Below are 21990 nucleotides of genomic sequence, written 5' to 3'. Positions count from 1 at the left end.
TCTAAAAAAACTATTGGTATCCATATTATAATGTTTTCTTAAAGTTATGTAGCGTTTTCGTTAAATAAATTTAAACGTTTTAGCCATGAGGTACGTCTTTCAAGTAATAGAACATCGATCATCAAAAAGAAAAGTGCCGCTCCCAAAAACCATTGAAACTGCGATTCAAAATCTGCGAATTGTTTGGCTTCAAATTCAGTTTTGTCCATCTTGTCCAAAATGTCGCGTATATGTTCTACCACTTCCGTGGTGTTTCGGCCGTTAATATACGAGCCATGGGCCTCTTGGGCGATACTTTTTAGAGTGTTTTCATCCAATCGGGTAATGACCGTTTCGCCTTGTCTATCTTTTTTATAGTTGACAATAATGCCATTTCGCTTTTCTGGAATAGGACCACCTTTTACATCTCCAACACCTATGGTGAAAATCCTGATTCCCTCTTCATAGGCTTCCCTTGCCACTTCCGTGGCCAATTCGCCATGATCTTCACCATCAGAAATGATAATGAGAACCCTGTTAGTGTCTTGGTCATCGTCGTAATAGTCTTTTGCAAGCTCAATAGCTTCATGAATAGCGGTGCCTTGAGATGAAAGCATATCTGTATTCATGCTCTGAAGGAACATTTTTGCCGAGCCATAGTCGGTTGTAATTGGCAATTGCGGAAATGCTTTTCCTGCGTAAGCGATAATGCCCACACGATCACTGGCCAAATTGTTAATGATTTGAGTGACCAATTGTTTTGATTTCTCCAAACGGTTAGGAGCAATATCCTCGGCCAACATACTTTTTGAAACATCAATGGCAAAAACTATATCAACACCTTCACGCTTTACTGTCTCAAGCTTTGTGCCAACTTTTGGGTTGACCAAAGCTATGACCAAGCACGCGAAAGCGAGAGAAAGCACTACAACTTTCAAAATAGATTTGAAAATGGACGTGTTTGGACTTAATCTTTTCAATAAAGGCTTACTTGCAAATTTGCGCTGCATTCGGTGTTTCCACCATTGCAAAAGCAAAAATATAAGCACAATCAATGGAATGACCATTAATCCCCAAAACCATATTCTTTCTTCTAATTGCATGTTAAGTATTCAGTGTTTAGTATTTTGATAGCGTTAAATGACCACAAAATGCACAAATGTTTTTCTATGAAATCTGTTTATAGTCCGTCGTTAATTAAAGCTTCTAAACAAGGTAGAGCGCAATAAAAATTCAAAGAACAAAAGCCCAAAAGCCAATAATATCAATGGACGGTACTTTTCTTCGTATTTGGAGTATTTAAACTCCTCAACCTCTGTTTTTTCCAACTTGTTTATTTCGTCATAAATAGCCTCTAATTTCTTATTGTTATCGGCTCTAAAATATTTTCCTCCAGTTGCTTTTGCAATATCCTTCATTAACTCTTCATCTATTTCTACCAGTTGGCGCTCGTATTGAAAACTGCCATTCGGTAAAATCCTAACCGGAGACAAGGCCATTCCGTTGGTTCCAATACCTATGGTATAAACTTTAATGTCATAAGCTACAGCTAGTTCACTCGCAATTTTTGGATCTATAAAACCACTGTTGTTGACCCCATCGGTCAATAAAATAATAACTTTGCTTTTTGCCTTACTATCTTTAATCCTGTTGACAGCGGTTGCTAATCCTGAGCCTATGGCAGTTCCTCCTTCAATAATGGTATTGTACCTAATATCGTTAAGAGCACGTAATACAATGGCCTTGTCACTAGTGATAGGTGTTTTAGTATAAGCTTCACCCGCATATTCCACAATGCCAATCCGATCATTAGGTCGGCTTTTTATAAATTCTGATGCGACCACTTTTAGCGCTTCCAAACGGTTGGGCATTAGATCTTTGGCCAACATACTTGCAGAAACATCAATGGCTATGACAATATCTATACCCCTAGTGGTTTTTGTTCTTGTAGATACATCTACGGTTCTTGGACGTGCCAAAGCGGTAATCACCAAAGATAATGCCAACAACCTCATAACAAATAAGGCATGCTTTGTTTTTGGCAACCAAGAGTTGGTCAGCTTAAATCCTTTTGTTGTTGAGATATTGAGTTCTGCTGTTTGTTGTTTGTGCTTGAACACATACCAAAGAATGAGCATTGGAAGTAGTAAAAACAACCAAAAAAACTCTTTATTTACAAATTCAATTCCTCCCAGCATCATTCTACCTTTTTAAGTTCGACGGAGTTCAAAACACGCTCCATTATCTCTTCAGCGTATCGGTCTTCTGCATCCCAAACCAAAATGACTTGCTGTAATATATTCTGAGCAGTAAATGCCAGAAAAACATACTTGCCTTTGCGATATTGATCAGGTAAGAGTCCTGGGAACGATGCTGTACCAAACACTTTCAATCCTTCGGCCGCATTTGGAGTGACAAATTTCTCTCTCTTAGTAATGATGTCCTTAACATTGTTTTGTTCAAGCATTCGCAGTCCCCCTTCAATGGCCATATTTAAATCGACTGATGCAGAATCTGGAATGTTCAACCTTGACGTGCTGACCGCGATGTTCAATGAACTCAATAGAGTACCATAGCTGAACATCGTTGTTTTGGCGTTGGAAATAGTGTCAATGGCCTTCGATTCAACCCGCTCTAAAACGACCGGAGTGGAAATGTAGATTGGCGGAATGCCGTATTCGCTAGTTACCCAATCACCTTCCAACAGTGTCTTGCTCTCATGACCAATGATGGTGTCTTTGACATAATCAAATCCGTATTTTACAGAGAAGCCAACAAAAGTTGCCAAAATTAAAAACAAGGAAACAGCCACAGTGATGATAATTTTGCGACGTTTCTTTTTGCGCTCTAGCATTTCCTTATACTGCTGATCGCGCAGTTTTTCTTCTTCTGTGGGTTCTGGAAGCGCTTGTTTGACATTATCAATTTCAAGATCAACGGTATCTCTATCAATTTTGGCCAATTCGATATCTGGGGTCACCTTGGCGAATTTCACCAAATCGGCCCGCTTTAAAATCGTTTCAATATTCCTGATATCGTTCTTGCTCAACTCAATCTGATTGCCATCTTTAAGTAGATTCAAACGATTGATCAATTCGTCGGTTGTACTTTCCAGCGCACGATCATATACTTGTTCATCCAAATAACGACGGATGATAAAAGTCAGTTCCGAATAGTATCCCTTAAGTTCGGCTTGTTGCAGGTAATCGGATTCGTCCAGCTTTTGAAGGGCCATTTTTGCACGTTCATAGGGTGGCAGCAATGCGATTTCCTCAGCTTCGGTCAATGGCTTTTTGCGCCAGATAAACCAGTACATTAAGAATGCTACCACGGCGAGAATCGCTATAATTATAAGGGCAGTCTTCCACCAATCGCTTCTGCTTTTTTCGACTTTAATAAAAGGTTTGATATCGTAAAGTCCCTGTTTTGTTGAATCGACAAGTACGTTATTCACTTCTACTCTTAAAGAATCAGTAAAATATTCTTTGCTGCCAATAATTATTTTCTGTCGCGGGATGGTATAATGGCCAGAATCAAATTGGGTTAGACCATATTTTTTAACGAGGTTGTATGTCGCTTGATTTCTTGTCGTATCCGGCTTATAGGACTCAATCATTTCCAGTGGTGTAAAGGTTTGTCCTTCTGGAAAAACGACTAAATCGGTAGTGTCCGCCTCCACTTCTATTTTATAGGTAATCTGCTCTCCAATTTTGATTTTTGTGGAATCGATGGATGATTTGACTTGGGCGGAGGAGAAAATAGAAAATAGAAAAAAGAGAAAAGACAGAACGCTTGAAGCACGGAGCGTGAAGCGTGAAGTTTTAATAGGTATATGTCGTAAATTGTAATTCATAAATCGTAAATCCTTAAGCCGTTACGCTCTGCGTTTAAAATAACCCAATAATTTTGTGACATAACTTTCGTCCACACGACAGTCGATGGCACCGGCGCCAGATTTTGTAAAGGTCTCCTTAAAATAGTTGACCCGCTCGTTGTAATACTTTCCGTAATCTGTTCTGATCTTTTTGGAGCCCGTATTGACCAACAAATATTCGCCAGTTTCTGCATCTCTCATTTGGACCATTCCCAAATTTGGAATATGTTCTTCGCGTTTATCGTAGACTCTTATTCCGGTCACGTCATGCTTGTTGGCCGCAATTTTAAGCGTTTGCTTATAACCATCAGCCATAAAATCAGAAAGTATAAAAACAATAACTTTCTTTTTCATTACGCTGGATAAAAACTTTATGGCTTGAGTAATATCTGTCTTTTTACTTTTTGGTTTAAATTCTATCAGTTCGCGGATAATTCGCAAGACGTGGAATCGACCTTTTTTTGGTGGAATATATAATTCGATGGCATCAGTAAAAAGGATTAAGCCAATTTTATCATTGTTTTGGGTGGCTGAAAATGCCAAGGTTGCGGCAATTTCAGTAATCACTTCATTTTTAAACTGGACGTCAGTTCCAAACCATTCTGAACCAGAAACATCAACCATGAGCATCATGGTAAGTTCACGTTCCTCCTCAAATATTTTTATATGGGGCTCATTGTAGCGCGCGGTTACGTTCCAATCGATATTACGGACATCATCACCATACTGATATTGGCGTACTTCACTAAAAGTCATACCACGTCCTTTGAAAGCAGAATGATATTCTCCTCCAAAGATGTGATTAGACAAGCGTCGAGTCTTAATCTCAATTTTGCGTACTTTTTTTAAAAGTTCTTTTGTGTCCATTTTTTTTTGAGTCTGCAGTTGGCAGTCTTCAGTTTTCAGTCGCTATAATTCAGAAATGAGTTGCCATATTATTGCCGACTGCATACTGAATACTGCGGACTTATTTATGGTACTTCAATTTGATTGACGATTTTGTTGATAATATCAACGGAAGTGATATTTTCTGCCTCGGCTTCGTAAGTAATACCAATTCTGTGTCTAAGGACATCATGAACCACGGCGCGGACATCTTCAGGTATCACATAGCCACGTCGTTTGATAAAGGCGTAACATTTAGCTGCGGTGGCTAAATTGATACTACCTCGAGGTGAGGCTCCAAATGAAATCAATGGTTTTAAATCGGCAAGTTTATATTTTTCTGGATAACGCGTGGCAAAAATGATATCAAGAATGTATTTTTCTATTTTTTCATCCATATAAACCTCACGAACGGCTTCTTGGGCCCTTAAAATTTGTTCTGTAGAAACAACGGCATTGACTTTATCAAAGGCGCCTTTAAGATTGGCACGTATAATCAATTGTTCTTCGTCGATTTTAGGATAATCGATAACGGTTTTCAACATAAAACGATCCACTTGAGCTTCAGGAAGAGGGTATGTCCCTTCTTGCTCAATTGGGTTTTGGGTGGCCATTACTAAAAATGGTCGGTCCAGCTTAAAGGTTTCATCACCAATGGTTACTTGCTTTTCCTGCATGGCTTCCAATAATGCCGATTGTACTTTGGCTGGAGCTCTATTGATCTCATCGGCCAATACAAAATTGGCGAAAATAGGGCCTTTTTTGATCGTGAAGTCATTCACTTTCATGTTATAGATCAAAGTTCCAATCACATCGGCAGGTAATAGATCTGGTGTGAATTGTATTCTGCTAAAACTGGATTCGATAGCTTGGGATAAGGTATTGATAGCCAATGTTTTTGCTAAACCAGGAACACCTTCCAAAAGAATATGGCCTTGCCCAAGCAATCCAATCAGCAAGCGTTCTACCATATATTTCTGGCCAACAATGACCTTGTTCATTTCAAAAGTAAGCAAGTCGACAAAGGCACTTTCTCTTTCAATTTTCTCATTAATGCTTTTGATATCAACAGTATCTTCCATCATATTTAGAATTTATTTTAGGCTCAAAATAGGGTCTGATTTTTTGAGTAGTGCAAATTGTTAAAATTTTTATTGGATTGCTGTTAAGGATTGGTTAAAAGTTAAAGAGCAACACCCACGGTGTTGCTCTTTTAATATAGTTTTATGATTTATACGCCTATTCCATTGTAATTACGCCTATTGCAGTGTTGTTTTCTGCTGACACTTCAACGTTTTCCAGAACTGTCGGCAGGAGATCAGACATTGGATCTGGTGTAATGGTAACGGTATAGTTTCCAGGAGTTAAACCAACCAATAAAAAGTTCCCTTCAACATCGGCGTAGGTTGTTATTTCATCCACACCATTAGTAGCGCTAATTTGTGTTTGTACATCTAATGGCAAAATGCTTCCTGAGATAGTACCTGTGGTTGCTTCCGCACTGGCTCTGATAACTGGTTTCAGATTGATATTGCCTGAGTTTCCAGCAACAACTATGGATTTGTCTACGTCAAAATCCAATAGAAATGTATAAGCCATATTTGGCAATAAGGTTTGGTTGATTTTTATTTTTAAACCAGATTGCTGTGCACTTGGAGTTTTTAGCGGATGGGTCACACCATCAATGACCACCGTGTTATGGTCACCTAAAATCAAACGGATTTGATTTAAAGTACCTGAAAGCACTTCAAAATCGTCAACCAAAAGTACATTTACGCCTCCTGTCAATGTGAGAAGATCATATACTCCAGTATTAATGGTTTCCAAACTTTGCCATCCTTCCTCCCCGTCCCTGTTGTCATTTACCTTAACCATCACATCAACGATGTCAATATAAACGTGCTCAAAATCTCCTGGAGCATCCATCAATTTGATAGAAACTTTAGCCTTTCCTTGTGTGTCAGGTGCGGAATCATCGTCACTGCATCCAAAGGAAAAGAAACTTATTAAGACTAATAAAATTGCTTTTTTTAATAGATTCATCATCATTTTATTATTTAAGGTGTACTATGTGTATATACGCTTTCTTTAGGGAATTGGACTACATGGATGTGTTCACTGATGTATAGTAAGCCGCATTATAGTCGTTGTTGTTAATAAAAGAATTTATGATTATATGAAATTATAAATGAAGACTATCATAAGAATTCAAGTTCGTTTAAGCTAAAAATCTCGGACACTAAAATCGATTAGTCTATGCGTTTTAAGTATTTTTATAATCAAAAACTTAAATTGCTGCACTTGCCTGTTGGCAGATATGAAGACATTTACTTCTTAATTTTAGAGATGTGGATAATAGGTAATATGGGAGACAATTAATTTTTAATAACAACATAAATAGAGATTCCCGTTTCCACGGGAAGAGGAAACATGAGAAGAAAAACAGCATTGATCACAGGCGCCACAAGTGGTATTGGACGCGCAACAGCACATGAATTTGCAAAACACGGCATTAATTTAATTTTATGTGGCAGACGGCAAGAACGCCTGGACATTGATAAAAAAGCGCTCGAAAAAACCACCGATGTACATACTTTAAATTTTGATGTCCGTGATAAGGATGCCACTTTTGAAGCTATTGCATCGCTACCCGAAGCATTTAAGCATATTGATATTTTAATCAATAATGCTGGAAACGCCCACGGTTTGGATCCCATTCAAACTGGAGATACTGACGATTGGGATGCCATGATGGACATTAATGTCAAAGGCTTATTGTACGTCAGTAAAGCCATCATTCCGCAAATGACCGAGCGACAATCAGGACATATCATAAACATCGGGTCTTCTGCAGGAAAGGAAGTCTATCCGAAAGGGAATGTGTATTGTGCCAGCAAGCACGCCGTTTTGGCCATTACGGAAGGGATGCGGATTGACCTGAATCCATTTGGTGTAAAAGTGAGTGCTATTAATCCAGGATTGGTAGAAACCGAGTTTTCCCAGGTGCGATTTAAAGGCGATAACTCAGTTGCCGATCAGGTATATAAGGGATATAAGGCATTGCAGGCAGAAGACATTGCAGAGATTATTTATTTCGCGGTTTCCAGACCTGCGCATGTGAATATTGCAGATTTGCTAGTGTTTCCGACGGCTCAGGCGTCGTCTACAATTGTCAAAAAAACGAACTGATTTTTTTCACAATTGTGGAGATTTTTTATTCTCTATTAATTTTGGCACACTTTAGATCATTTGAAGAATTAGAGGTTTATAAGGAAGCGACTCTATTTTGTGACGCTATTTGGGATATGATTAGTAACACCTCGCTTCAGAAGGATTATAAATTGAAAGAGCAGATCAATAGATCTTCTGGTTCAATTATGGACAATATTGCTGAAGGCTTTGGTCGTGGAGGGAACAAGGAATTTATTATGTTTTTGGGGTTTGCAAGAGGCTCTTGTAGTGAATCAAAATCACAACTATTACGGGCATATAATAGACAGCATATTTCGGAAGAAACATATCTTGAACTAAATAAAAAAGCACAGAACCTTATTGATCAACTTTCAAAATTCATTGATTATCTTAAGAATTTAGAACGTAGAGGTTCAAAGTTTGATTGAATAGTGTTTTCTCGAAACAATATATCAAATAATAGCAATAGAGACTATTCAACCCAGAACAGTGATAATAAATAATATTAATAACCAATAACCAATAATCAATCGCCACAAAGTGATCAACAAACGTCTTCTCATAAAAAACCTATTGGCTCACAACGATGAGAACAGCTTCTATGACAAAAAGCGGCAGGTGGATATTGGCGAAAAAGAAGGGAAGGCAAAGTTTTTAAAGCATATTTGTGCCTTGTCCAATAGCAATCCAAAGAACAACTCATATATCGTTATTGGTGTGGAAGATGAGGACAATAGCATTACAGGAGTGGACTTTTTTGATGACAGTAAAATACAAAATCTCATTAATGCTTATTTGACGAATCCACCGATTGTTCAATATGAGAATATTCCGTTTCCGCATCTGCCTGATGATAAAGTAGTGGGTTTGGTAACTATTAGGCCTATTGACGGTTTGACCTCATTAAGAAAAAATATCTGGAAATATTATGGGGGTTCCGTGTTTTTTAGAGATGGAAGTATGAGCATGCCGAAGGCTTTTGATATTGAGATCAAGGATGTCAACTCAAAAATTGTGGAAGCCATTGAAAATCATTCTCAAAATAACATCCAACATACACTTGATGGTGTGTTTGATTTTTTAAGCAAGCGAAAAGATTACCATCCCAGATACAAGGTGTTCAAAGAATATTTTGTTCTGTGTTGGGCGGGCCAGAAAAAGGTAATTAAAGATAAAACCTTTTATAGTAGGGTGGATATCGAGCTTATCAATGAACAGGTACGATTGTTTTTTTCAACTTTGGATGAAGTGGCCATCACCTATGATGAAGACTCATTTAAAATAGTAGAATATGTAAGCTTGGGATTGCAAAATAACTATCAATATTATCCGCTAGAAGAAACCTTGATCAACTTTGGAAATAATGCCACCTATCATATAGAAACTGAACTACTTTTTGAGGCGCCCCAGTTTGATAAAAAGGTATTGCATCATATTTACAATACCAACAATACAATTTTGGACAAACTAAAAAAAGGATTGACTTTAAGTGCCCATGAGGAAAAAGATCTGAAAAATCTGCCGGCAACTTATCTCATCTGCTATTTTAATTTATTCCACGATGCTGTAGATAAACTTAATGAAGCCAAACCTTATTTAAAAGATTACAGTGAAGACGTCTATAAGAGCTATAAGGAGACCTTGCGTATTTTAAGGAAGGTAAGATATAGTTGAGTGCGAAAGTTCATTCCGATGGTGCAGTTCGTCGAACTTTTTTGAATTGAGCTGCCATTCATATGTATTTATTGACCAATTATAGTTTTTTCTGAGGGGTTTTCAGAAAAAGTAGCATCTTTATAGCGCTATTAATCATTAATATAGAATCCTGTTTCTCCCGATAATAGTTCGGCACTGAGGCAGGGTTTTTTTGTACTACAGTTCGTCGATGTTTTTTAAGTAGAGGCATTTTGATGATTATCAGGATCATGAATTATCACAGATTTCAGCCTGATTCATTGGAATTTGCCTGCCCGTATCGGCAGACGGGGAGCTTTTGTTTTGAGATTTCTTAATGAGGCCCGATTTTCACAAAATTCTTCAAATTTTTGTTTTTGATATCCATTGGAATTTGGTGCTTGCCTATTTGGAGTTTTTATTTTGCGTTTCGCATAAATTCCTCACACTTCTCCACCATGTTTTTGCTGCCACAGATAAACGGCACACGTTGGTGAAGTTCTGTTGGTTGAATGTCTAAAATACGTTCAAAACCGTTGCTTGCCTTACCATTCGCTTGTTCGGCCAAAAATGCCATTGGATTACATTCGTAAAGTAAACGCAGCTTCCCATTGGAGTTTAAGGAGCTCTTCGGATAAATATAAATGCCGCCCTTAATCATATTTCTGTGAAAATCTGAAACTAAGGAACCAATATAGCGAGAGGTGTAAGGACGGTCGCCCTCCTCCATTTGACAGTATTTGATATAGTTTTTAACACCCTGTGGAAAATGGATATAGTTTCCTTCGTTAACAGAATAAATACGCCCGTTTTCTGGAAACTGCATATTGGGGTGGGACAGATAAAATGTGCCAATGGCAGGATTCAGTGTAAAACCGTTAACACCATCGCCCGTTGTATAAACAAGCATGGTTGAGGTGCCGTAAACCACATAACCTGCTGCAACTTGTTGGTGACCCGGTTGTAAAAAATCCTTAAGCGTTACAGGGGTTCCAATTGGTGTGACACGTCTATAGATGGAAAAAATGGTTCCTACGGATACATTCACATCTATGTTTGACGAGCCGTCTAAAGGATCAATGAGTACTACATATTTATTCTGATATTTTTCGTCCTGACTGTTGATGGCAATAAAATCATCCTCTTCCTCACTAGCGATCCCACAGACGATATTTCTATTGGTCATGGTCTGAATAAATTTCTCATTGGCGTAAACGTCCAGTTTTTGCTGATCTTCTCCTTGAATATTTGTATCGCCGGCCGCACCAAGAATGTCGACTAGGCCTGCTTTGTTAACTTCATAGTTCACTACTTTTGCAGCGAGCCTGATGGAATTGATAAGGCTGGAGAGCTCACCTGATGAGTATTTAAAAGATGCTTGGTTTTCAATAATAAATTCACCTAAGGTTTGATGTTTACGGTACATGAAATATTTTTGGATTTGTTTCTGCAAATATCGCATATTTTAGCAAACTACAACGTTTTCGTTAAGACTTAATGATTTTAATTTTCATGGTTTAGGTTATATTTGAATCCAATTTCTAAATAATGGATTTCAAAATAAGAAAGGCAGTCCCTCAAGACATGCCTCGAGTACTCGAATTAATTACGGAATTAGCAGTTTTTGAGGAAGAACCGGATGCTGTTGAAATCACAATTTCAGATTTACAAACCGATGGGTTCGGAAAACACCCTGCTTTTAATTGCTTTGTCGCTGAAGTTGAAGGTCGGATAGAAGGTATTGCCCTGTTTTATGGTCGATACTCTACGTGGAAAGGCAAGGTTTTACATTTGGAAGATTTGATTGTGAGCCAAAAAATGCGGGGCAGTGGATTAGGTACTGCATTGCTGGATGAAGTTGTACTTCACGGTCACCAATTGGGAGTCAAGCGAATTTGCTGGGAAGTGTTGGACTGGAATGAACCTGCGATTGAATTTTATCAAAAGAAAGGCGCTGATGTCAAACGCGATTGGGATGTGGTACATCTGAATGAAATCGGGATCAAAAATTATATAGCAAAATTGGAGGATGCACGTATTTAAATTTGGTGGGGCGTCAGTGAAAGATGTCTTGGGTGTCAAAAACTTGGAAGCAGTATTGCGAAAAGTTGATTGTGGAAATAGTTTAATCGTTGTTTCGGCTATGGGAAAAACGACCAATGCGTTAGAAACGGTACTTGATAATTATTTCCATAAGAAGAATGAATTGCAGAGTTCGCTTCAAGAGGTCAAAAAATACCATAATGCTATTTTGATGGACCTTTTCGACACCAATAGTGTGGAAACACATTCCGTTTTTAAAAAAATAAGCTCTTTATTTGATGAATTACAGAGTTTTTTTGATCGCAATAAATCGCCAGACTATAATTTTGTTTACGATCAAGTCGTAGGATATGGTGAGTTGGTGTCCACGATCATCATAAGTGAGTATCTTAACTTGGTGGGTATCACGAATAAGTGGTTGGATGTAAGAGAATATATCAAAACCGATAATTATTACAGGCGTGCCAACGTCAATTGGGAAGCCACTCAAACCATCATCACCAATAAATTGAATACATCGGTCTTAAATATTACCCAAGGATTCTTAGGGAGCGATGACAACAACTTCACAACAACTTTGGGGAGGGAAGGCAGTGACTACACTGCGGCCATTTTTGCCTATTGCCTAAATGCTGAGAATGTAACCATTTGGAAAGATGTTCCGGGCGTCTTAAATGCTGATCCGCGTTATTTTGATAACTCACAATTGCTCAACAAAATTTCCTATCGTGAAGCCATAGAGCTGGCATTTTATGGCGCGTCCGTTATTCATCCTAAAACTTTGCAACCCTTGCAGCAAAAAGAGATTCCGCTTTTTGTTAAATCCTTCATGCATCCAGAACATTCAGGAACTATGGTTGGAAAGGGTGTTGGCATTGAGCCGATGATTCCGTGTTTTATCGTTAAGAAAAATCAGGTATTGATTTCGTTGTCGTCCTTGGATTTTTCATACATTGTAGAAGAAAATATAAGTGAGATTTTCAAACTCTTGCATTTGTATAAAATGAAAGTGGATGTCATTCAAAATTCGGCCATTAGTTTCTCGGTATGTGTGGATAATATATATAATAATTTGCCCAATTTACTCCTACATTTAAAGGCGAAATTCAAGATCACTTGCCATGAAAACGTATCCTTATATACCATACGCCATTATGATTTGGAGGCTATAGCACAATTGGAGACAGATAAAACTGTATTGTTGAAGCAGTTAACACAAGAGACGGTCCAATTGGTCACCCGATAGATTTGATGGGCCTAATTGTTCATTAAATTGTGACTTGGAGAGGAAGCACAAAAGAGATTTATTAAAAAAAATGATTAGGTTTGTAACCATGACCAAACAGCAGGAAACAGGATTAGTAAATGCAAAAGAAGTCGCCAAGGCCATACATTTGGACAAATATGGTGCCTTCGGAACATTTAGCGGCTGGTTACTAATGAAGTTGCTTAAAATATCTACACTTAACAAAATTTACAATCGCAATAAGCATTTGGAAAATGTTGAGTTTTTGGATGCTATTTTAGAAGATTTCCAGATCCGATTCGAAATTCCGGAAGACGATTTGAAACGTTTGCCAAAAGATGGTGCCTATATTACCTTGTCCAACCACCCGTTGGGAGGAATTGATGGCATTTTATTGCTCAAATTGATGTTGGAGCAGCGGGAGGATTTTAAGATTATTGCCAATTTCCTTTTACACCGGATCGAACCGATGAAACCTTTTATCATGCCGGTCAATCCGTTTGAGGATCGGAAGGATGTGAAATCCAGTATTGCCGGGTTTAAAAGCGCTATTTCTCATTTGCGTGAGGGTCATCCCTTAGGAATCTTTCCTGCAGGAGAAGTGTCGACCTATAAGGATGGTAAATTGGTTATTGACCGCCCTTGGGAAGAAGCAGCCATGAAGTTGGTGCAGAAAGCTGAAGTTCCTGTAGTTCCGATTTATTTTCATGCCAAGAACAGTAAGCTTTTTTATAAACTTTCCAAGATCAGTGATACTTTCCGAACGGCCAAGTTACCGTCGGAATTGCTGACCCAAAAGCGTCGCGTCATAAAGGTGCGGATTGGTCGGCCAATTTCAGTAGCTGATCAAAAAGAACATGCTACCCTTCAAGGGTTTTCTGAATTTTTGAGAAAGAAAACTTATATGTTAGCCAATTCCTTTGATCAGAAGGGAAACATCCTCAGCAATATTTCCTCAACCTTAAAAGTTCGAAAATCGATCAAAAATATTGTGACTCCCGTAAGTTTGGAAAGTATGCATAAAGAGGTTGAATATCTGCGCGAGAATGATGGCCGACTTTTGGAAAGCAAAAACTACGAAGTCTTTTTTTCAGATTCACAGAGTATTCCCAATATCTTGCGCGAAATTGGTCGCTTGCGCGAAATTACCTTTAGGGAAGTAGGCGAGGGTACCAATGAAGCCATAGATTTAGATCAGTTTGACAACTATTATCACCACATGTTTTTGTGGGACAATAGCACCAATATGGTAGTAGGAGCCTATCGAATGGGCTTGGGTTCCAAGATATTTGCCGAATATGGGATTGATGGGTTTTATCTTCAGGATCTGTTCCGATTTGAACCCGAACTTTATAAAATGATGAGCCAATCCATTGAGATGGGCCGTGCTTTTATCATTAAAGAATACCAACTTAAACCCATGCCATTGTTCCTTCTATGGAAAGGAATTGTGCACACCACCTTACGCTATCCAGAACACAAGTATTTAATTGGCGGGGTGACCATTAGCGATAAATTCACCAACTTTTCAAAATCGCTGATGATCGAGTTTATGAAATCCAATTATTACGATCCTTATATTGCGCAATATGTGCATCCGAAAAAGGAATTCAAGGTAAAGTTAAAAGATGCCGATAAGGATTTTGTCTTTGACGAAACAGAAGCCGATTTGGTAAAATTTGACAGGATCATTGATGAACTCGAACCAGGAACCTTGCGTTTGCCCGTGCTCATTAAAAAATACATCAAACAAAATGCAAAGGTGGTGGCCTTCAACGTCGATCCGTTATTCAACAATGCCGTGGACGGCTTGATGTATATCAGGATTGCCGACCTGCCCGAAAGCACGGTGAAACCCGTGATGGAAGAATTTCAAGCGGAGATGGAGCGGAAGTTTGCGGAAAATGGGGATGCTTCTGAGGATTAAATATAATCCTGATATAGTATTTTAAATCACCTTTCTTAATTGGTAATAAAAAGTTAAAACTTTCTTGTGAAGCCTAATTTAGTTACGGGTTTACCGTACTATTCAAGTATGGCATGGCTTTCGGATTCTTTGGTTTAGGCGGTAGATTTCGCTTTTTTCCATTCAAAAGTTTAGATATCTGTTTTTCTTTATTGTAAATTTATAAAGTTTAGCTGGGTCTTGATACTGTGTGTATTCTGATATTTTTAATGGTGTCACCGCCGTTGTTTGTGTCAATTCCGACTATATATTCTTTTTAAAATATTATTAAACTATGAAGAACAAACTTCTATTCATCTTCTTTGTTTTTTTAATGGCTCCAATTTACGGTCAATATCTATATGTTGAATATGAGCATACAGTTAATGTAGTCAAGGAAACGGGTTCTTTTAAAATGAACGCCATTTTGGTTGCTGAAGACAACTTATCTCATTACACCGTTTTTTTCAACAATGATAAGTTCAAAAATATTTCTAATGTTATAAAAGATGAAAATGATGATTCGTCATTTCATGTGTTTACTTCTGCGGATGTTGGGGATTCGAGTACTCTTATTTATAATAAAATTGACAATGGTATTTCTCTAAATTTGTTGGACAATGGTAAACCTATCGTCATCCAAGATAATGGTGTTAAATTTGATTGGAAACTTTCCGATCAAACCAAAACCATTCAAAATTTCGAATGCACAAAAGCCACTGTGGACTTTCGAGGTAGGCGGTATATTGCTTGGTTTACCACGGACATTCCTGTTTCATTCGGACCATGGAAATTTCACGGCTTACCAGGATTAATTTTGCAAGTGCATGATGTTGATAATTTGTTTGAATGGAATGCAACAAAAATTCAATATCCTGTTCAATTGGACAAAACCTTAGATGCAGTACATTCAGGCGCTAATTTCAAAGTAATGTCTTTAAGAGATTATCTAAAAACACAATCTGAGAAAAGAACTGAAGATGAAAAGATGAGACTCTCTAAGTTGTCAAAAGGAACTCGCATAGTTGAGAGCAAAACCGAAAATAAAGGTATTGAATTGGTTTATGAATGGGAACTCGACGAGAGTAAGAAAAATTGATGAAGATATTCTTGTTAAAATCACAAAAATTCTATTGCCTAATAGTTCTCTTGCTATTAGGCAATTTTATGTGTGCCCAAACAATAAAAGGTCGAGTCACCGATACATTGGAAAACCCAATTGCCTATGTCAATGTCATTCTCAGGGATTCATTGAACAAACAAATCATTACCTACACGACTACCGATGAACAGGGGAAATATGAGATTACCATTGAAAAAGTAGGGAAATATGTCATAAGCTTTAATGCATTATCTTATCAACCGAAGTCTGAAAAAATCATATTAGAAAAACATGACTTTACAAGGAATGTCAAGCTACAAGAGCAAGCTACTGAACTCAATGAAGTTATAATTCATACCGAAAAGGCGATAGTCGTCAAAAAGGACACTATTATTTTAATTGTTGATGCATTTCTTAAAGGCAATGAAACCACCGTTGAAGATTTGCTTAAGAACCTCCCTGGCTTTCATATTGAAGCCGATGGCACTGTGAAAATAGGCAATCAAGAAATTGAAAAAGTTATGGTTGATGGCGATGATTTTTTTAAAAAAGGATATCAACTATTAACCAAAAACTTAAATGCAGATCTGGTTGAAAAAGTTGAAATCTATCAAAAGTATTCCAATAACAGGCTTTTGAAGGATATTGAAGATAGTCATAAAGTTGCTGTAAACTTGAAGCTTAAAAAAGATAGAAAGATTGATTGGTTTGGCAATGCAAGTCTTGCTTACGGGCTTACAACGACAAACAAATACCAAGTAAGAGCGAATGCTATGCGCTTTGGAGAGGTAGGGAAACACTACTTCCTAACCAATTTAAACAATGTTGGAGAGTCCTCAGGAGGTGAATCCTCCATTTACATTTCAGCGTCTGATCTCAATGAGGTTGGGGGCATTGGCAATATGGAAAACGCAAGTAGCCTAATTCGTTTAGACACTTATGAGTTGTCTTTAAAGAAGAGTCGTTTTAATCTGAATAATCAGGAACTTCTGTCTCTTAATTCCATCTTTAAAATCAATGAAAAGATGAAAATTAAAGCCAATGGCCTATTAAATTGGGATGAGAAGGCCTTTGAACAGCAAAGTATTCAAAATTATACAACCTCATCTATAAGTTTTACAAATAGGGAGTCAAACCTGATAAATAAAAACTTGTTTTCAGGCTCTGGTGCGATTGATTTTGATTATGATATGTCACAAAACGAGTTGTTAGAAATAGATGCTACCTACAAGCGTGGAAATGAAGATTCAAAAAGTCGGCTCGAATTTAATAGCGTTCCAATACAGCAATTTTTGTCTGACCATAACGAACGTTTTATGTATAAAACAATTTACACCAATAGGTTGGCTGCCAAAAAGGTTTTGGCGCTATCTGGAGTTTTTATTTATGAAAGGAAACCTCAAGACTATACGTTAGATACAGTTGTTTTTAATGATTTATTTGCAGATATCGATGCAACTTCTGCGAGACAATTGAGCAGTAATCAAATGAACTTTACAGGGTTTGAAGCGCATTTATTGGATCGAAAGACAACAGATGACTTGTTGGAATTAAAAATTGGTTTTACAAAGAGAATCGATTTTTTCACATCTAATTTAGATTTGATTGGTTCCAATGGAGATGAGATCACTTCAGAATTCAATAATGATTTAAAATATACAGTTGGCAAATTATACGCGAATGCTAAATACAAGATTAAATTTGGGAACTATGCTCTAAATGCCAAATTAGACTTTAATCAAATGTTCAATAAATTCGAAAGTTATGGAAACGAAGAATCACAATCTCCATTTTTTGTGAGTCCCTCTCTTTCAATGAATTATGAATTTAATGAAAACAATAATTTGAGCTTGAGTTATAATAACAATTTTACAAATGCCTCACTTATTCAGGTGTTTGATAATTATGTACTTACTAATAATAAGGATTTTTTAAGAGGAGGTTCAGGGTTGAGTCAAGTTAATTCGAGTGGATTAACTTTAGGCTATAACTTGGGAAGATGGACTAAAAGCTTTTTTGCAAGGACCAGAATTTCCTATCTTAAAAGTCATGATTTTTTCTCAACTAATACCATAATTGATCCTGATTATTCTTTGACAAATATCATTCGTATTAACAATTCTGAAACTTTATTAGGGGACGTAACTATTGATAGATACTTAAAATTTATGTCCAGCAACCTGAAATTAAATTTTAGTTTTTTCAAGTCTGATTTTAAAAACAGTGTGAATGATTCAGAATTAAGGGTAGTTCAAAACACAAGTTATGAATACGGATTTGAACTCCGTTCAGCTTTTAATGGCCTTTTTAATTATAATTTAGGAACCAAATGGAATAGCAGTGTGGTTAAGACAACTTCCAGATTTTCTAATACCAACAATACAAGTTTTATTGATCTAAACTTTAACTTCAATCAAAACTTCAATGCTGAAATTCAATCAGAAAGGTATTATTTTGGAAATTTTGATACCCACAAGTCATTCTATTTCTTAGACTTTGAGACGAAATATAAAATGAAGCAAAATAATGTAACTTTTACCTTGACCGGAAAGAATTTATTAAATGTTAAAACATTCAGAGAAAGATTTATATCAGATATAGGTACGTTTAGTACGTCCTATAGATTGATGCCTAGATTCCTTCTTTTAGGAGTTGACTTTAGTTTTTAGGTGTTGATTCAACTTGTTTTTATTATATTGTTTTTGAGTATATGAATGCCTGAATAATCAAGAAAGTTAATTTATGGTTAACATAAAAAAAGAGCCAAATCATCAACAATTTGGCTCTTTAAGATTATTTTAAAATAGAATCCTATAAGGACTTAAACCAATCCTGGAAGTACTCGCCCAATACTGGAGTTAATTTCTTTTCGCCGTTGAGTGCTCCTATTAAACTCATAATCCAAAGAACAAAGATACCTAAGCTCACAAGCCATCCAAGAAGCGGTATAAAACTTAACACTAGTCCACAAAGACCCAGTCCTAATACCTGTCGGATATAAAACGAGCCAAATTCACTTTTTGTGTTGTTGTTCATTACGAAGGCAATGATCCAACCGATTAAAGTAAGGTGTGCAATGAGTGCAATGTTTTTGCCGTCTTTAGAAACGGAATTTACATCGTTTTCAAATTCATTGGCTGCTCGCTTTGCGTCTTCCGAAAACTGATCTGTTTTTTGTTTTGCGGTATCTTTTGTCTCGTCCAGTTTCTCGCTAAGATCGTCGCCTAAATTTTGATTATTAGTCATTTGTTGTAATGTTTTAAAGGTTAGAAGTTTAAAGGTAATAAAAATAGCTTTGATTTTACAATAAAGACAATTTCATCGCTATGAAGTAAAAATCTCACATGAATGTCACGAAATCGTCAATAGTTATGAATTCAAATCTTATTGAATAATTGATGGTTATTTAACCATTGGATTGAATTTCACTTTAATCTTATCCACAATAGTCTGCGCCAATTTCTCTTTGCTTTCAACCGTCCAACCTGCAACATGTGGTGTGAGAAGAACATTCTCCGCCTTGATGAGATATTGGAAGGCTTCTGGAATTTCAGAGGTAAATAGATCTTCAAAAGATGATTTTTCGTATTCCAAAACGTCCAGTCCTGCGCCAAGAATTTTAGATGATTTTAAAGCAGTTACCAAATCTTTGGTTACCACACTTTTTCCGCGAGCGGTATTGATCAACCAAAATGGTTTTGAGAAGGCATTAATGAATTTGGTGTTGACCATTCCCATAGTCAGTGGCGTTTGTGGCGTGTGCAGACTTACAACATCCACTTTTTCTTGAAATTCTTTGAGAGACACTTGTCGCGCATGGTCATCTCCTAGCTTGGGCCTGATGTCATAACAAAGGACTTCTACTTCAAATCCACGTAATTTTTTGGCAAAGGCTTTCCCCATATTGCCATAACCAATAAGGCCAACGGTTTTTCCGTCCAATTCAATTCCCCTGTTGGCCTCACGAAGCCATTGTCCGGAGCGTACTTCACGATCGGCTTTATTAAGTTTGTTGAATAAAGATAACAACATGCCTAATGCGTGTTCTCCTACGGCATTTCTATTGCCTTCGGGTGCTGCGATGAGATGGATACCTTTTTGCTGTGCAACATCGCCGTCAATATTTTCCAATCCGGCACCTACACGGCCTATAAATTTGAGTTTTTTGGCGGCGTCCAAAAACTGTTTGTCAATGCTAAAACGACTTCTTATGATAAGGCCATCATAATTTTGGATTTTGGCTTCAATAGCTTCTTTTGGAGAGGTGTAATCCTCATCGTTTTCAAAGCCCAAAGTATGGAGTTGATTGATGAGTAACGGGTGATTGGTATCGACGTGGAGGATTTTCATGTTTACTTCCTGCGAAAGCAGAAATCTCAATTTTAATGGTTCGTAATATCAAAATTAAGGAAATTGGGTTAAACATTTAGTTGGAATGAAACATTTCTAATTTAAAGCCCTTCCGTCCTTAAACCCTTTTCAGGGTTTAAATTCATCCCGAAAAAAATCGGGACAAACTCTTCTCTTCATTTCGACAAGCTCAATGGTCAAGGGAAGGAATCTTTAATCTTGTAATTTTAAAATATAGAAGTTAATTGGAAATTCACAATTTTGAAGATTACAATGAAAAACATCACTTGAACAGGAAGCCCAATGCACTACAGCCTAAAACCCTAAAATCAATTTGGCAACGATAAAATAGGTCAGAATTCCAAAGATATCATTGCTTGTGGTGATAAATGGCCCAGTGGCAACTGCTGCATCAATGCCGCGTCTGTCCAGGAAGATTGGAATAAAGGTGCCAATTAATGCGGCCATGATAATAACGGTCACTAAAGCGACGCAAATTGTTAATGATTCTAAATAGGTGGTATGAAATCCGAAATGACTGATGATTAATACTACAAATGCAATAGCAAGTCCGTTGACTAAACCTAACAACATTTCTTTAAAGAGTCTTCCTATAATATTGCCGTCAATAGTGTTATTTGCCAAACCCTTTACCACAATGGCCGAAGATTGGACTCCCACATTTCCTGCGGTGGCCTGAACCAAAGGAATGAAAAGCAATAAGGCAGGAAACTGTAACATGGCATCGCTAAACCCATTAATAATACTTGCTGCTCCAATACCTCCAAACATACCAATAAAGAGCCATGGCAAACGTGCTATGGTCAAGTGCCAGATGCTATCATCGGCTTCTACATCTGTGGTAATACCCGCAGCCAATTGATAATCTTTGTCGGCTTCCTCAATTAAAACGTCTACAATATCGTCTATCGTAATACGACCAAGCAATACCATATCATCATCAACCACCGGAATGGCCTCCAAGTCATATTTTGCCATGATTTTGGCAACTTCTTCAGGATCTTCATCCACTTTTACATAATCGACATTCTTGATGTAGATGTCCGCAATTTTTTCATCACTTTTGGCTACGATCAAATCTTTTAAAGATAGTCGACCAATGAGCTTATTTTGTTTATTGACTACGTATATGGAGTGGACTCTGGTGACATCTTTGGCCTGCCCCCTAATTCGGCGCAAACATCCTGCAACGGTCCATGTTTCATAAACTTTTACCAACTCTTTGGCCATGAGGCCTCCAGCTGTATCTTCATCGTAAGCTAATAATTCGGTAATTTCAGCTTGGTGGTCTTTGTCCTCAATATGATGGATGACCTCGCGCTGACGTTCGGCGGAAAGCTCTGCAATGATATCGGCCGCATCATCGGTGTCCAGTTCTTCAACTTCTTCTGCAATTTCCTTGGATGAAAGGTTTCGTAAGACTTTTTGTCGATTGTCTTCATCCAATTCCATCAACACTTCTGATGTCGTCTCTGAATCTAAAAGTTTGATGACATACATCGCCTCTTCCAGATTGACTTCATCCAGAATTTCGGCAATATCGGCGTAATGGAATTCATTTAGAAGTCGGTTGAGCTCCTTATCATTTTTGGTGCTGATAAGAAGCTGGACTTGTTCAATAAGTTCGTCGGTAAGCTCAAATTGTATGTTCTCTCTTTTGTCTTGCAAATGGCTTGTTT

The 21990-nt window shown here is 37.4% G+C and carries 18 protein-coding genes; 8 read left to right on the top strand and 10 right to left on the bottom strand.

Annotated elements, in window-relative coordinates; translation table 11 throughout:
* Positions 1–44 precede the first annotated feature (44 nt).
* The 6 genes from G6N06_RS09065 to G6N06_RS09040 form a co-directional block, all read right to left on the bottom strand.
* Positions 45–1082, bottom strand: coding sequence for a vWA domain-containing protein (locus G6N06_RS09065; protein ID WP_163516072.1), 1038 nt, complete (start codon positions 1080–1082; stop codon positions 45–47).
* Between the two features lie 90 nt (positions 1083–1172).
* Complete coding sequence (locus G6N06_RS09060; RefSeq protein WP_163516214.1) at positions 1173–2177, bottom strand: vWA domain-containing protein; 1005 nt, start codon at positions 2175–2177, stop codon at positions 1173–1175.
* A complete protein-coding gene (locus G6N06_RS09055; RefSeq protein WP_163516070.1) occupies positions 2177–3832 on the bottom strand; it encodes a BatD family protein in 1656 nt (551 codons plus the stop codon). Before G6N06_RS09055 ends, G6N06_RS09060 begins: the two co-directional genes overlap by 1 nt.
* Positions 3833–3853: 21 nt before the next feature.
* Positions 3854–4720, bottom strand: a complete 867-nt coding sequence (locus tag G6N06_RS09050) for a DUF58 domain-containing protein (protein ID WP_163516068.1) — start codon at positions 4718–4720, stop codon at positions 3854–3856.
* Positions 4721–4824: 104 nt separating this feature from the next.
* The gene (locus G6N06_RS09045; protein ID WP_323028310.1) at positions 4825–5823 is read right to left on the bottom strand and encodes an AAA family ATPase; all 999 of its coding nucleotides are present in this window, start codon (positions 5821–5823) and stop codon (positions 4825–4827) included.
* A gap of 154 nt (positions 5824–5977) precedes the next feature.
* On the bottom strand, positions 5978–6787 hold the full coding sequence (locus G6N06_RS09040) for a DUF4382 domain-containing protein (RefSeq protein WP_240338022.1): 810 nt from the start codon (positions 6785–6787) through the stop codon (positions 5978–5980).
* A 381-nt stretch (positions 6788–7168) separates the two neighbouring features.
* Between G6N06_RS09040 and G6N06_RS09035 the strand changes: the two genes are divergently transcribed.
* From G6N06_RS09035 to G6N06_RS09025, 3 genes are all read left to right on the top strand, one after another.
* The gene (locus tag G6N06_RS09035; RefSeq protein ID WP_163516066.1) at positions 7169–7927 is read left to right on the top strand and encodes an SDR family NAD(P)-dependent oxidoreductase; all 759 of its coding nucleotides are present in this window, start codon (positions 7169–7171) and stop codon (positions 7925–7927) included.
* A gap of 41 nt (positions 7928–7968) precedes the next feature.
* Complete coding sequence (locus G6N06_RS09030; RefSeq protein WP_163516064.1) at positions 7969–8358, top strand: four helix bundle protein; 390 nt, start codon at positions 7969–7971, stop codon at positions 8356–8358.
* Between the two features lie 112 nt (positions 8359–8470).
* Positions 8471–9604 (top strand): ATP-binding protein, encoded by a 1134-nt coding sequence (locus G6N06_RS09025; protein ID WP_163516062.1) that lies wholly within the window; start codon positions 8471–8473, stop codon positions 9602–9604.
* A gap of 418 nt (positions 9605–10022) precedes the next feature.
* Here the strand turns inward: G6N06_RS09025 and fbp are convergent, their stop codons facing one another.
* Positions 10023–11030, bottom strand: coding sequence for a class 1 fructose-bisphosphatase (fbp, locus tag G6N06_RS09020; RefSeq protein WP_163516208.1), 1008 nt, complete (start codon positions 11028–11030; stop codon positions 10023–10025).
* Between the two features lie 122 nt (positions 11031–11152).
* Here fbp and G6N06_RS09015 point away from each other — a divergent pair, with 122 nt between their 5' ends.
* From G6N06_RS09015 to G6N06_RS08995, 5 genes are all read left to right on the top strand, one after another.
* On the top strand, positions 11153–11647 hold the full coding sequence (locus tag G6N06_RS09015) for a GNAT family N-acetyltransferase (protein WP_163516060.1): 495 nt from the start codon (positions 11153–11155) through the stop codon (positions 11645–11647).
* Complete coding sequence (locus G6N06_RS09010; RefSeq protein ID WP_163516058.1) at positions 11634–12893, top strand: aspartate kinase; 1260 nt, start codon at positions 11634–11636, stop codon at positions 12891–12893. The genes G6N06_RS09015 and G6N06_RS09010 overlap by 14 nt, the downstream gene beginning before the upstream one ends.
* Positions 12894–12981: 88 nt before the next feature.
* Positions 12982–14820 carry a GNAT family N-acyltransferase gene (locus G6N06_RS09005; RefSeq protein WP_163516206.1) on the top strand — a complete coding sequence of 613 codons (1839 nt, stop codon included), beginning with the start codon at positions 12982–12984 and terminating at the stop codon, positions 14818–14820.
* A 313-nt stretch (positions 14821–15133) separates the two neighbouring features.
* Complete coding sequence (locus tag G6N06_RS09000; RefSeq protein WP_163516057.1) at positions 15134–15937, top strand: GLPGLI family protein; 804 nt, start codon at positions 15134–15136, stop codon at positions 15935–15937.
* A 68-nt stretch (positions 15938–16005) separates the two neighbouring features.
* Positions 16006–18609 carry a carboxypeptidase-like regulatory domain-containing protein gene (locus tag G6N06_RS08995; protein ID WP_163516055.1) on the top strand — a complete coding sequence of 868 codons (2604 nt, stop codon included), beginning with the start codon at positions 16006–16008 and terminating at the stop codon, positions 18607–18609.
* A 142-nt stretch (positions 18610–18751) separates the two neighbouring features.
* Here G6N06_RS08995 and G6N06_RS20050 read toward each other — a convergent pair whose 3' ends face one another.
* From G6N06_RS20050 to mgtE, 3 genes are all read right to left on the bottom strand, one after another.
* On the bottom strand, positions 18752–19186 hold the full coding sequence (locus tag G6N06_RS20050) for a DUF4870 domain-containing protein (RefSeq protein ID WP_163516053.1): 435 nt from the start codon (positions 19184–19186) through the stop codon (positions 18752–18754).
* A gap of 156 nt (positions 19187–19342) precedes the next feature.
* Positions 19343–20290, bottom strand: a complete 948-nt coding sequence (locus tag G6N06_RS08985; protein WP_163516052.1) for a 2-hydroxyacid dehydrogenase — start codon at positions 20288–20290, stop codon at positions 19343–19345.
* Between the two features lie 315 nt (positions 20291–20605).
* Complete coding sequence (gene mgtE, locus G6N06_RS08980; RefSeq protein ID WP_163516049.1) at positions 20606–21979, bottom strand: magnesium transporter; 1374 nt, start codon at positions 21977–21979, stop codon at positions 20606–20608.
* Positions 21980–21990 lie beyond the last annotated feature (11 nt).

Source organism: Gelidibacter japonicus, from assembly GCF_010725055.1.
Lineage (GTDB): Bacteria > Bacteroidota > Bacteroidia > Flavobacteriales > Flavobacteriaceae > Gelidibacter > Gelidibacter japonicus.
Note: the sequence above shows the minus strand (reverse complement) of the source record. Positions and strands in the feature narration are given on the sequence as shown.

Excerpts from the sequence above, each read along its gene's own strand:
- G6N06_RS09045 (WP_323028310.1), bottom strand. The coding sequence starts at position 5,823 with ATGATGGAAGATACTGTTGATATCAAAAGCATTAATGAGAAAATTGAA.
- G6N06_RS09055 (WP_163516070.1), bottom strand. The coding sequence starts at position 3,832 with ATGAATTACAATTTACGACATATACCTATTAAAACTTCACGCTTCACG.
- fbp (WP_163516208.1), bottom strand. The coding sequence starts at position 11,030 with ATGTACCGTAAACATCAAACCTTAGGTGAATTTATTATTGAAAACCAA.
- G6N06_RS09050 (WP_163516068.1), bottom strand. The coding sequence starts at position 4,720 with ATGGACACAAAAGAACTTTTAAAAAAAGTACGCAAAATTGAGATTAAG.
- G6N06_RS09000 (WP_163516057.1), top strand. The coding sequence starts at position 15,134 with ATGAAGAACAAACTTCTATTCATCTTCTTTGTTTTTTTAATGGCTCCA.
- G6N06_RS09065 (WP_163516072.1), bottom strand. The coding sequence starts at position 1,082 with ATGCAATTAGAAGAAAGAATATGGTTTTGGGGATTAATGGTCATTCCA.
- G6N06_RS09015 (WP_163516060.1), top strand. The coding sequence starts at position 11,153 with ATGGATTTCAAAATAAGAAAGGCAGTCCCTCAAGACATGCCTCGAGTA.
- G6N06_RS08985 (WP_163516052.1), bottom strand. The coding sequence starts at position 20,290 with ATGAAAATCCTCCACGTCGATACCAATCACCCGTTACTCATCAATCAA.
- G6N06_RS09040 (WP_240338022.1), bottom strand. The coding sequence starts at position 6,787 with ATGATGATGAATCTATTAAAAAAAGCAATTTTATTAGTCTTAATAAGT.
- G6N06_RS09010 (WP_163516058.1), top strand. The coding sequence starts at position 11,634 with ATGCACGTATTTAAATTTGGTGGGGCGTCAGTGAAAGATGTCTTGGGT.
- G6N06_RS09060 (WP_163516214.1), bottom strand. The coding sequence starts at position 2,177 with ATGCTGGGAGGAATTGAATTTGTAAATAAAGAGTTTTTTTGGTTGTTT.
- G6N06_RS08995 (WP_163516055.1), top strand. The coding sequence starts at position 16,006 with ATGTGTGCCCAAACAATAAAAGGTCGAGTCACCGATACATTGGAAAAC.
- G6N06_RS09035 (WP_163516066.1), top strand. The coding sequence starts at position 7,169 with ATGAGAAGAAAAACAGCATTGATCACAGGCGCCACAAGTGGTATTGGA.
- G6N06_RS20050 (WP_163516053.1), bottom strand. The coding sequence starts at position 19,186 with ATGACTAATAATCAAAATTTAGGCGACGATCTTAGCGAGAAACTGGAC.
- G6N06_RS09005 (WP_163516206.1), top strand. The coding sequence starts at position 12,982 with ATGACCAAACAGCAGGAAACAGGATTAGTAAATGCAAAAGAAGTCGCC.